Raw genomic sequence first — 12477 nt, 5'->3', positions numbered from 1 at the left:
TTTATTCTCAAATACAACAAACGAAAACATCAAGGTATTAACAGAAGAAAACCAGTTGATTTATATATGGCTGCTTAAATCAACTATATTTGAGCAACTACTGGTCCATCAAACGGGGAGTACTTCAGATTTATCTTAAGCATTGCTATTGCAAGGGTATGGAAGATTGAGGGCTTAATGGAAGAATTGAAAATTGGCAACCATCAAATATCTCCAAGAACCCAAAAGTTTCTCACCTTTTCCATAAAGATATTAGCTCCAATTCTTCTATCTCTACTTTTCATTGGAGAGATCATTAAACTGGCCATAAAATTCAATTGGCTTTAAATCAATCAATTTGTATTATGAAAAAGATTCTGGTAGTAGGACTACTTTTATCTTTAGGCTGGACAGAACTTCATGCCCAAATCCTACACACTGAAAGTTTTAATGTTATACTCGATACTGCCGAGCGGGTAAAGGGAAATTTCACTCCCAATTTTAATTTTAAAAACCTCAAAAAGGATCTTTTCGAATTTGAAAACACCTCAGATATATCTGTAAAAATTGGAAAGGACGCATTTACAATTGCCAACCGTGTAAACCTTTCAAAATTTGGTGAAGAAACCATTCAAAGTGGTGGATTTATTTATGCCGAATACCGTAGAAGTACATCGAAAAGATGGCTAATAGAACCATACCTACAATACCACTGGGCAGAAATAAGAGGCTTAGATAGAAAGTTTGCAGTAGGTTCCAATGTTAGATACAGATTCTATCAAACCAATAAACTGGGGATATTCGGGGGTATTGGCCCGTTTTATGAATTTGAGAGATGGAATTACGAAGGGGTTTTGGAAGAAAATCGACCTATGATAATCGACCCTATCGAAAATCAAAATTTTCGCCTTGGAGCCTATGTATCCTACAAACAAGAGTTATTCTCCACCATATTCATCGACTTTAGTTTTTACTATCAAAACCACATAGATTCTTGGTTCAGCGATCCTAGAATTGGCACAAGTACACGACTTAGTTACCAATTAACGGAGTATGTTGATTTAGCCTTGCTTTATCAGAGCATTTACGACCCAAACCCCGTGGTTCCTATCGACAAAATATTTCGAGATATAAATTTCGGAATCTCAGTTAGTTTCTAACAAAAAACGGCCCCGAAGGGCCGTTTAATAATCAGTGTTTGTTTGCTTATTTCTTAACAAACTTCTTTGTTCTCGATTTAGCTCCAGAAGTAATCTTCATTAGGTACATTCCGTCTTTTAGGTCAGAAACATCCACCTTATTAACATCTACCTTTCCTGATTTAATCATCCTTCCGGTATAATCAGTAATCTCGAAAGTCATGTCTGTTTTGGCGCTTTCAATGAAAACTACATTTCCAACCACTGGGTTAGGATATAATTCGTAAGAATCCTTAACTCCCTCTGAGATTGTTTGAACGGCGTATGAACTGGTTCCATTGCCAACACAGAAATTCGTGGTTTCACTTGATGCGAATGAAGCACCCGATGCAAGTGTTGTAGCTCCTTCAGTTAAGCTGTATGATCCATTTCCATAGCTACAGCAGATTCCGTCACCATAAGAATCGTAAATCACGAAATCGTAGCAGCCATCAGCCAATTGTACTGGGATATTAATGGTAGATCCATCTGGTTCTGATCCATAGGTTCCTCCAGAGGCAATTACCGTTGCTCCATCCTTAATTTCCCAGCTTGTTTCTTCTGGATAGTTATCAAAAGTGATGTTGACACTAACAGTCGTTAATCCTCCAGATGTCACAGAGATTTCATCTATAGCCATATCCCCTTGCCAAGTGGTTCCTGTAGTCCCCACAAAACGAAGTTTTACGGTTGTTCCAGCATAAGCATCCAAGTTAACGCTTGCAGACAACCATGAATTACCCTGGTTACCAGTCTTAGACCAAACTGAAGTCCAAGAATTTCCATCCGTAGATGCCTCAAGGGTTAATCCACCCATTGCAGCAGCGCCATACATGTGGTACTTAAAGCTCATGGTTGCGCTAGTTTCACCACTTAGGTCGAAACAAGGGCTCTCAAAAATGGTGGTTTTATTGCTGTAATTTGGAGAGGAAGACTCTACATATACGTAGTATGTTCCTGCACTTGCTGCTGAAGGACCGGTATTGTTTGATGGCGTACCTCCAGATCTTCTAGCCCAGTCAAAATCATCTCCTGCAACATTGCTCCACCCTAGGCCACTTTCAAACCCTTCGGAATATGGTAAGGTTACCGTAGAAGCACAACTCATACTTGCTTGTTGAGTAGTTGCATTGATAGTATTACTCTGCCCAGAAACGTTACCTGCAGCATCTTTTGCCACTACATAGTAGGAATAGGTAGTACCTGGAGTTAACCCCGATACATTAGCTGCTGTACCCGTTACAGTTCCGATGTTACTTCCATTCTGAAATACATCATAACCCGTTACACCAACATTATCTGTACTAGCAGTCCATGTTAGAGTAAGCGTAGTTTCACCAATATTCGAAGCCGCTAAATTGCTAGGTGCAGTTGGAGCCTCAGTATCGCCACCAGTTATAGAAACTGTATAGTCTTCAACCTCCCCATACGAGAACGATTCACAAGCAGTTGGAATACCGTTGTATTTCATGGAAACTCTCATTCTCGTAGTTCCTTCTATGGCGCTAGTGGGTACAGTAAAAGCTCCGGAAACGGGGCTTGCTGTAGTTGCTGCCTGGGTCCAAACTTGCTCCCCAGCATCAGCAAAGTCTCCATCCTTGTTGTAGTCTATCCAAACACTATACCCTTCACTATAGGTAGATCCTGTCCAGGTTGGCGTTATAGTAATGGTGCTTGAGTTCCCCTTAGTTAGATTGGCAACTAATGAGGTGTGATCTGCATATCCTCCCGCACTTGCTCCAGAACTGTTATCCAGATTCTCAAGCTGCACTCTGCTGATATATTCATCAGCAACACTATTTCCATTCGATGCACAGTAGTTTAACTGCACTTCTGTTGTTGTAAATACATGAGATGCAGAGTACGCGGAAGTGGCTCCTCCCGAACATTTAGATCTAACCTGAACCTCATATTCTGTAGTAGCAGAAAGTCCAGTTAAGTTGTACGAAGTTCCACCTGTTGCAATGGTAGTCCAGGTAGAAGTTCCTGTGGCTCTGTATCTTAAATCGTAGGTTGCGCCAGCTACTGAGTTCCATGAAATTGTAGCGGTGCTAGATCCCACCGCTGATGAATTTACTCCCGTTGGAACATCTGCGTTACAAACAGGAGGTGTTCCCGTTAACCCAGTAACTACTAAAGAAAAGTCTTGTGAACCACCTGAAAGGCTACCCTTGTGTGTTACCGTTATTGTGTAGGTACCAGAAGCTGATGCTATTCCAACTCTTTCAAATGGATCCACATTGTTATCGCCAGTTGTATTACTGTTTACTCCCGTTAACTTATAGGGATAGTAAGTATTAGCTCCCTGAGTAACTCTAATGTCCAAGTCATTTACCAATACTGGAGTATTGTCATTTGTAGTTCCAGTATTTGCAGTTCCTGCCGGATCTGTCCATGAAATAGACGCAAGAAGCGGACTTGACCCATCTGAGTCTACATCAATAGTATAGGTCTGTCCTGGCGATAAAGTTAATTCGCTTATTAACGATTGATTTCCATTATTAGTAATGGCCTCAGCGGCAGCTTTGGTATTCATTAAACCCCAGCCGTAAACTGCATCTGGTCCAGCGATACCCGCATCATCTGCAGTATGCAAAGCCAATCCTTTTAGGGTTGCTGCACGCATAAAGCTACCATTTACATTGTTGTAGTGTTGCTGCAGCAGTAATAAGGACCCCGTAACATTCGGCGATGCCATAGAGGTACCAGAAATTGAGTTGTAGGCGTTATCCGCGTTATCATAAGTAGAGTAAACCGATGTACCGTTTCCAGTAATGTCCGGCTTAATACGGTAGTCATCCGTAGGACCTTCGCTACTGCTACTATTGATCGTGACAGAGTTGAGGGATCCATCAGGATTAATATTAGCATCCTGTCCATTAGCAACTACAACGTTGTTTTTAGCCGTAGCATGACCAGAAAGTTTGTCGTAAGAGGACTGACCATCTAGGGGTGACAGGTTGGATAAATTATCGTTTCCATCATTTCCTGCAGCAACCACCATTAGATAGTATGGAGAATTATACATCAGCGCATCCCAATCTCTTGATTCGGCAATGTATGCTCCAAAATACCAATCTGGGAGTTGATCAGCACGGTATCCGTAGGAATGGTTTGATAAAAGCATTCCACCGGCAGCTGCCGTTGTAGCCTCAGATAAATCGTTATTCCAATCATGCGTTAAGGCACTCGCTTGCGGAGCCATACCTTTTGCCGCCGCAACATATCCAGATGCAACAATGGTACCTGTTACGTGCTGGGCATGAAAACTATTGCTATTAAGGCTGGTTACACCGTCGTTAATGGTAACACGGTTGTTACCGCCCGGACCATCAAACTCTTGGTGTGTAACTCTAGTTGCACCACCATCCCATACATAGGCTGTCATGTTTTGACCATCGAGGCTAAGTCCTAAGCCTCCACCTATGTTAAGATAGTCGGCACGAGTAGATTTAGCAGCAGCCACATTGTGGATAGAGTAATAAATAGGTTGGCCATCGGGGGAAACGTCCATCAATTCATCAACTGATCCATCGTCGTTAGTAATAAACAATTCCCAACCCTTTTCATTTGCCAATTGAATGGCCTGCTGTTTTCTGGCAGCTTTTTGAACCGAGAATTGATTTTCAAGCGCCTGCAATTGAGCCATGTCGTAATTGCGCGTAATTTGCGCCCTCTCCTGGGCACTTTGCGCCATGGCGGTAGACGCTGCAACCATAAGTGCCAACAGCACTTTTACTTGCTTTAAATGTTTTTTCATAAAAGGTAATTTTGTTTTACTGACTGCGAGTTAGAAATATTGTATAGATATTCCAAGGGCTTAAAAATCAGATTGGTATGGAAGAAAAAATTCTGACATCTCTAACTTTTCATCAATCGTATTTTAATTTTTAACCAGACTGTTAATAACCAGTACTATTAAAGGTTAAGACAGTTTCTACAGCTCAGATGTACGATTACGACATAATTTGAAGAAATGGCACTTACTAAGAATAGCTAGGTATTGAGACAAAATATTATTTAACCATCAAATTGCTTCCTCTAGTATATAACACATTGTTTTTCTGGCACTTAACAAGTAAGTATTGTAAAAATAAATGACCAAATCCTCCCCAATAAGCAGAATGAAAACATAGTATTACAAGAGCTTTATAGATTTATATTTTGTCTAAAATGGTTTTACATTCATCCATCGATGAAATTGGACTATTCGAAAGAATAATTAAATCGATAATCGTGAAAAAAATACGAAAATTCGACATCAAGAAACCAAAACCATATGTCAAAAATAAAACTTTAGACGTTTTTTATTTTACTTAAAACTCAATAACGCTTTTTAATAATAAATAATTAGAACCATCTAGAACAAAATTAAATTGTACCTACAGCAATAATTTAATTTTGAACCCTTGAAATCCAATATAATCAAACATGACCTCGAACCCATTACACTTTAGAAAGCTAGAATCAATGTATCTTTCAGCACCAATCAATAAGATTCACTTTCCATCCACAGCGATTGAAATTTCAGATGGGAGTTCAATAATAACTATAAATCTGGATGAATCCTATCATCATACCGCGAGAGCAGGACATGGTTCCGTTTACTTTAAACTACTTGACGACGCCAGCTTTTTTGCCGCCAACTCGAAACAACCTAACTATTTTGTTCTTACACAATCCTTTGCCTTAGATTTTATCAAACCCATTTTCGAGGGAAAGCTTACCGCAATTGGGAAATTCATTAAAGAAGAGGCAGGTAAATTTTATGCTGAATCCGAATTATTTAATAACCAGAATGAATTGGTTGGAAAGGGGTCCGGTGTTTTTGCCATTTCAAAAATCCCATTAAACTCTATTCCAGAATACCAAGAGACCGTCAAATAATTTATTTTTTAGCAAAAAATTGAAAATGAGAATATCTGCTAAAGTCCAAAATAGAGTGCATGCTTCGCGCGAGGCAATAATGGATTGTATTATAAACAAGGACAAGCTCTGTAATTTTTTTGTATCCCATTCTAGTTCCGACTTAAGCTCCGGAGCAAAAGTGCATTGGAAGTGGGAAGACTACAATGCAGAAACGGATGTAGAAGTTGTTAGTATATCTCCAGAGCAAATTGTTTTTAAGTGGCCTAACATCGAAAAAATCACAACGGTTACTATTACTATAAAAGAGTTCGAGGATTACTGTGATGTAATAATAACTGAAGATGATTTCTTATTGAATGAAGAGGGTGCGAAACAAATAATGAATCAGTGCCAGGGTTGGACAGATTTTATTTGTTCGCTAAAAGCGTATCTGTATTGCGATATAAACCTTAGGAAAGACCCCAGAAAGTAATGTACAAATACAATGTAGAGGAACTAGTTGAGAAATTACAGCTCCTGCCCCATCCTGAAGGCGGATATTATAAAGAGATCTATCGAAGCCAGGAGGAAATCTGTGAAGCGTCTTTGACGCCTCTAAACATTGATGGAAAAAGGAACTTCTGCACTTCCATATTTTTCCTGCTAACTCAAGAAAATTTTTCTGCTTTTCATCGCATCAAGCAAGATGAGCTTTGGCATTTCTATTACGGTGACCCTTTAACTGTTCATGTAATTGATAACAAAGGACATTATAACCCTATAAAAATTGGGGGAATTGATCAAGGACTCCTCCCAACCTGCACAGTTACTGCAAATCAATGGTTTGGTTCATCGGTGAAAAATGGCTTTGCATTAGTGGGATGCACTGTAGCTCCAGGTTTTGATTTTCGAGACTTTGAACTAGCCAAAAGAAGTGATTTAATAACTCAATTTCCTCAACACAGGGAAATCATATGCAAGCTTACCCGAGATTAGCAACTCAAATGCGATAGGAAACCAAGAAAACCTGGGTTAAGAACACCAAAGATTCTCAAATATTTTAAAATACTAAGTCAACTCTAAATCTTCACTTTTAAGATCGATTATTACTGCAGTTTCTTGACCTTTTTGTAATTTAATTATTGGTTTTGCGACTCAATAAAATCAAGGAAACTATTAGGTTTTGTGCGTTTATTATCGGGGTCTGCTATCTCATTTTGCTTCCACTCGTTTGAACTGGAAATTCCAAAATCTCCCAACCAACTCCCCACGAATTCCAATGGTTCTATATTGGCTCGAAAAAATTTTTCTCTGCCTTCGAAACGTACCTGAATTAAATCTGCCCCTATAAGTTTCGATAGATGCTTACTCAACCCTTGTCTGGTCATCGGAAATAGTTCAGACAACTCCGATAAGTTGTACTCCCTTTTAGCATCGTGGATTAGTTTTAATAGTTTCCTGCGATGCTCATCAGCTAATGCCCTGAAGACTTTTTCTTCCATACCTCTCATATGCAACCATTTGGTTTAGCCAAATTAGTCTATTTAAAAGTTCAATTGAACAACTCCATTTTTTTCACATTTTTTTCATAAATCGAAATTTTATTACAACTTAACGACAGTTTTAAACGTCTAAATGTTATCCCTCTTATTTTGGTACTACTAAAACCACATGCCATAATCTTAGCGTATACCAACCATGCCGAGTTCCATAACTACGACCTTTTATACCACCCCTTTTGGAGAGCTATTTATAGGGAGCTACCAGGGCAAGATTTGTCTTTGCGATTGGAAACATCGCAAACAGCGAAACGTAATTGACAAAAGAATAGCAAGAGGGTTAGGTGCTGATTTTAAGTCGGGGGAAGATTCTGTTATAAAGAAAACCATTGCTGAACTCGAACAATACTTCGCTGGAGAAAAACTCAATTTCGATATTCCACTGTGGTTGGTTGGCACTAGTTTTCAACAATCCATTTGGATAGAACTACAAAAAATTCCATACGGCGAAACACTTTCATACAAGCAATTAGCATCCAACATAGCTAGCGACAACTCCGTAAGAGCAGTAGCTGCCGCAAATGGAGCCAATGCAGTATCCATTCTAATTCCTTGTCACCGGGTTATTGGAAGTAATGGCAATTTAATGGGCTATGCGGGAGGACTAAAAGCTAAAAAGGGATTGTTAACCTTAGAAGGAAGTCTTAAGCAAAGCAATCAGGTTCTTTTACCTCTGGATGCCGAAAAAAAGTAGTTCAAAATATTGTCATTTATATTTCTGTCTTTTTCCCTCCTATTTTTCTGTCTATAGAAATTTAGCAGATGGCCGTATCTGAGGTTCAGCCCATCTACCGTTGGTAAATAATTATTCCAGTCTCTAATTATTTCCTGTATTTTCCGTAAAAATATTTTAAAAATGAACGGACCACAGATTATCATTTTCGCTTTACTACTCATTCTCGTGATTTCGGGAATTTTCATCGTTCGCCAGCAAACAATTGCCATTGTTGAACGCTTTGGAAAATTTCATTCCGTTCGAAGACCTGGATTTCATCTGAGAATACCGATTGTAGATCGTATTGCCGCTAAGGTAAATCTGCGGATACAGCAACTCGATGTTATGGTTGAAACCAAAACCAAGGACGATGTTTTTGTTAGAATTAAAGTTTCGGTTCAATATCTGGTGCTCCCCGATTCCGTTTATGATGCATACTATAAATTAGAAAGTCCTCACGACCAAATCACTTCATACGTATTTGATGTTGTACGTGCCGAGGTGCCTAAACTAAGGCTCGATGATGTTTTTGAGAAAAAAGACGACATCGCCATAGCGATCAAAAGGGAGCTCGAAGAAGCAATGAATACTTACGGTTATGGTATTATAAAAGCTTTAGTTACGGATATTGATCCCGATGAAGAAGTGAAAAATGCAATGAATCGAATTAACGCTGCTGAGCGCATTAAAACAGCCGCTGAATACGAAGGGGAAGCCGAAAGAATTAGAATTGTTGCTAAAGCTACTGCCGAGGCAGAAAGTAAGCGCCTTCAAGGCCAGGGAATAGCGGACCAAAGAAGGGAAATCGCCAAGGGGCTCGAAGAATCAGTGGAGGTTCTAAATAAGGTAGGAATCAATTCTCAGGAAGCCTCCGCTCTTATTGTCATTACTCAACATTACGACACCCTACACGGTATTTCAGAAAATACTAAATCCAACTTAATTCTGTTACCTAATAGTCCAAATGCTGCGAGCGACATGCTAAATCAGATGGTAGCTTCTTTTTCGGCTTCCAATGAAATTGGAAAAATGCAGCGAGAAGACGATGAAGATAAAAGTCGATAAATGATTAAGGTTTCAATTAATAAATCCTCAAGATGGTTATTACCAATCTTGGGGATTTTCTTTTATGGCACCATTTGTGCTCAACAATCGCTAAGGATAGAAGATCCAACCCGGATACTCAATTTATCTTATCCTGAAGGATGGAAATATAAAGACGATGGCTATAATTTGATATTGTATCCAAAAGGCCAGAAAAACAATATCCAGTTGGATATAACCTACTTCTCCTACGATGAAAAAGTACCTGCAGACTCCCTATTTTGGATTCAAGCAGAATTGGTTTTCCCCACCCAGTATAAAGTATTTAACCGCCTTAACCAGGGCAGCTTTGAAACCGAATATGGGTTTGTTCGATTTCTAGAATTTTCAGCGAAAAAAAGCTGGCGGATTTGGAACTATACGTATTACCAATTTATCCAGCTGGGCTCAGAGTTTCGCGTATTTCTTCGGCACCGCAGGAAATTGGATGAAGACACTAAAAAGAGGGTATTAGAAATTTTACAATCCATCCAACTTTCTAACAAGGACTACACCCATTATTACATTTCTACATTAGTAAATTGCTAAACTAAAAAACCAGCCTACGCAAGTTTATCAACCGCTACCTTGTAGGTTGGATCTTCCTCAATATTAACCTCAATGATATCATCGGCGTTTTCAAGAAGTCGCAAACAGTCCTTACTTAAATGTCTTAAGTGCACCTTTTTACCCACTTTAGAATAGCGTTCAGTAATTTTATTCAAGGCCTCAATCCCCGACATATCGGAAATTCTAGATTCCGAAAAATCAATAATTACTTCTTCGGGGTCATTTAAAACATCAAACTTTTCATTGAAGGCACTGATAGATCCAAAGAATAGCGGTCCGTATACCTCATAATGCTTCACTCCCTTGTCATCCATGTACTTCCTGGCTCTAATACGCTTTGCATTTTCCCATGCAAATACAAGAGCTGAAATCACTACTCCTATTAATACCGCCAAAGCAAGATTGTGAAGGAATACAGTAATTAGTGTTACCAAAACCATTACCAGAATATCAGAATTAGGCATGCGTCTAAATGTTCTTAAACTGGCCCATTCAAAAGTCCCAATAGAAACCATAATCATTAAACCGGTAAGAGCCGCAACAGGAAGTTTTTCTATAAGCTCTGCTCCATACATAATAAACACTAGCAACATTACAGAGGCTACAATTCCAGAAAGTCTAGCCCTCGCACCAGAAGATATATTAATTAGCGACTGCCCAATCATGGCGCATCCTCCCATTCCACTGAAAAATCCTGTAATAAAATTAGCAAGTCCCTGAGCGATTGACTCCTTATTTCCCCTTCCTCTGGTTTCCGTTATCTCATCTATTAAATTTAAGGTTAACAAGCTCTCAATTAAACCAACCCCTGCAACGATAAGTGCGTAAGGAAATATAATCTGAAGAGTTTCTAGACTAAATGGAACCTCGGGAATATGAAAAGGTGGGAAACCTCCTTGAATAGAAGCTAGATCCCCTACTGATTTGGTATCAATATCTAATCCTAAAACGATTGCAGAGATTACTAAAATAGCAGCCAAGGAAGATGGAAATACCTTGGTTAATTTTGGTAATCCCCAAATGATTAGCATGGTTAAGCCAACCAATCCGAGCATAATCCATAAATCCGCTCCTTGCATCCAAACAAATTCGCCTGCTTCGTTGGTAAATTTAAAAGAGGCCAATTGCGACATGAAAATTACGATTGCCAGACCATTCACAAATCCAAACATTACTGGATGAGGAACCAAACGGATAAATTTCCCCAATTTTAATACTCCACAAAGCATTTGAATTATTCCAGCAAGAACCACCGTTGCGAAAATGTACTCCACACCATGCGATTTAGCCAGAGAAACGATTACCACAGCTACAGCTCCCGTTGCCCCAGAAATCATACCTGGCCTTCCGCCGAAAATTGAAGTAATTAACCCCATACTAAAGGCCGCATACAACCCTGTTAAAGGAGATAACCCCGCTATAAAAGCGAAGGCAACCGCTTCTGGAATAAGAGCCAGAGCTACGGTTAAACCAGAAAGAATCTCGTTTTTATAATCTACTTTTTGGGATAAATCGAATAGGTTTAAATACTGCTTCATTGCGGCTTCTTAAAATGCGCTGCAAAAGTAGGAATAATAAACCGTTTGAAGCTTTTACTAATTGATCACGAAAATTTTAAAATCACCAATCCAAACTTCGATTAACAAAAATTTGCTAACTTATCTAAAGTTAGTATCATTTGTCGAAAATTATCAGCACTGTTAAAATGAAGTTAATTAGTACCCTTTTCTGCCTAACTCTATCTGCACTAGCCTTTGGCCAAAAAGACACGATTTTCACCGTAAGCTCCGAAAGTATTATTTGCAGTGTAAAGCATATTGGAGATAAATCCATCCAATATCAGCGCCCTGAGATTAGAGAAGACCTTGATTTCAAAATTTCCTTAAACAAGGTGTCGAAAGTGGTATTTGAAAATGGAAAGGTTTTGATTCCAAATAGGGGAAACGCGAAAAACAAAAACCTGTCTTTGGAAAGACAGAAAGGTTCTGCAATTAAATTAAACTTCGCCACACCGGTATTTGCCACCCTTGAAGTTTCCTATGAAAAAAATCTCGATTTAGGTAAATCGATCGAGTTTGTTTTCGCTTACAAAGGCACCAACATGCTAGAGGAAGTATATAGCGGGTATAACTTTAGATTGGGCTATAAATTTTTAAAGGATCCGCATACATACATAGGTGAAGATAAGTATGCACACATTTTAAAGGGAACCTACATCAAACCAGAAATATCTTATTCTTATTTATCGGGAATGGTAGATATGGAAGGAAAAGATAGAATGAGTGATACCCCTAGCGTAAGAGACGATGAAGTTTCGAGTTCTGCAGGGGCGATAATGATCAATTTTGGAAACCAATTCGTTTACTCCAACTCCTTGTTAGTAGATGTCTATATGGGAATTGGCTACGGATTTACCAGCGATAAAGCCTACGATAAAAGAGGCAATGATTTATCCTATAGCTTTAGAGGTGGATACGGAATGTTTGTAGACTTTCCTCATCTTGCTTTTTCGGCAGGAATAAGAATAGGAATACTCCTTTAACCC

General features: G+C 39.0%; 11 protein-coding genes. 8 read left to right on the top strand and 3 right to left on the bottom strand.

Translation table 11 applies throughout. The features are described 5' to 3' along the window. Positions 1-344: 344 nt before the first annotated feature. A complete protein-coding gene (locus FRX97_RS11535) occupies positions 345-1139 on the top strand; it encodes a DUF481 domain-containing protein (protein WP_147015373.1) in 795 nt (264 codons plus the stop codon). Positions 1140-1185: 46 nt separating this feature from the next. Here the strand turns inward: FRX97_RS11535 and FRX97_RS11530 are convergent, their stop codons facing one another. Next, entirely contained in the window at positions 1186-4917 is a 3732-nt protein-coding gene (locus FRX97_RS11530) for a S8 family serine peptidase (protein WP_147015372.1), read from the bottom strand. Positions 4918-5627: 710 nt separating this feature from the next. Here FRX97_RS11530 and FRX97_RS11525 point away from each other — a divergent pair. Genes FRX97_RS11525 through FRX97_RS11515 form a run of 3 tightly spaced genes read left to right on the top strand, consistent with a single transcriptional unit; the run spans position 5628 to position 7001 of the window. Beyond that, complete coding sequence (locus FRX97_RS11525; RefSeq protein ID WP_170227126.1) at positions 5628-6044, top strand: PaaI family thioesterase; 417 nt, start codon at positions 5628-5630, stop codon at positions 6042-6044. Positions 6045-6069: 25 nt separating this feature from the next. Further along, positions 6070-6498, top strand: a complete 429-nt coding sequence (locus tag FRX97_RS11520) for an SRPBCC domain-containing protein (protein ID WP_147015370.1) — start codon at positions 6070-6072, stop codon at positions 6496-6498. Further along, positions 6498-7001, top strand: coding sequence for a cupin domain-containing protein (locus FRX97_RS11515; protein WP_147015369.1), 504 nt, complete (start codon positions 6498-6500; stop codon positions 6999-7001). Before FRX97_RS11520 ends, FRX97_RS11515 begins: the two co-directional genes overlap by 1 nt. A 143-nt stretch (positions 7002-7144) precedes the next feature. On the opposite strand, the gene FRX97_RS11510 is transcribed toward FRX97_RS11515, so the two are convergent. Beyond that, on the bottom strand, positions 7145-7507 hold the full coding sequence (locus tag FRX97_RS11510; protein ID WP_170227125.1) for an ArsR/SmtB family transcription factor: 363 nt from the start codon (positions 7505-7507) through the stop codon (positions 7145-7147). Positions 7508-7703: 196 nt separating this feature from the next. Here FRX97_RS11510 and FRX97_RS11505 point away from each other — a divergent pair, with 196 nt between their 5' ends. The 3 genes from FRX97_RS11505 (at position 7704) to FRX97_RS11495 (ending at position 9911) form a co-directional block, all read left to right on the top strand. Beyond that, on the top strand, positions 7704-8258 hold the full coding sequence (locus FRX97_RS11505) for a methylated-DNA--[protein]-cysteine S-methyltransferase (protein ID WP_147015367.1): 555 nt from the start codon (positions 7704-7706) through the stop codon (positions 8256-8258). 162 nt (positions 8259-8420) lie between these two features. Beyond that, a complete protein-coding gene (locus tag FRX97_RS11500; RefSeq protein ID WP_147015366.1) occupies positions 8421-9344 on the top strand; it encodes an SPFH domain-containing protein in 924 nt (307 codons plus the stop codon). Then, complete coding sequence (locus FRX97_RS11495) at positions 9345-9911, top strand: hypothetical protein (RefSeq protein ID WP_147015365.1); 567 nt, start codon at positions 9345-9347, stop codon at positions 9909-9911. It abuts the gene before it with no gap. Between the two features lie 14 nt (positions 9912-9925). On the opposite strand, the gene FRX97_RS11490 is transcribed toward FRX97_RS11495, so the two are convergent. Next, entirely contained in the window at positions 9926-11470 is a 1545-nt protein-coding gene (locus FRX97_RS11490; RefSeq protein ID WP_147015364.1) for a SulP family inorganic anion transporter, read from the bottom strand. A 167-nt stretch (positions 11471-11637) separates the two neighbouring features. Between FRX97_RS11490 and FRX97_RS11485 the strand changes: the two genes are divergently transcribed. Continuing rightward, positions 11638-12474, top strand: a complete 837-nt coding sequence (locus tag FRX97_RS11485; RefSeq protein WP_147015363.1) for a hypothetical protein — start codon at positions 11638-11640, stop codon at positions 12472-12474. The last annotated feature ends 3 nt before the right edge of the window (positions 12475-12477 follow it).

Origin of the sequence: Luteibaculum oceani (assembly GCF_007995015.1) — a bacterium.
In the GTDB taxonomy this organism is placed as follows: Bacteria; Bacteroidota; Bacteroidia; order Flavobacteriales_D; family Luteibaculaceae; genus Luteibaculum; species Luteibaculum oceani.
This window is presented reverse-complemented; position numbering and strand designations above follow the sequence as displayed.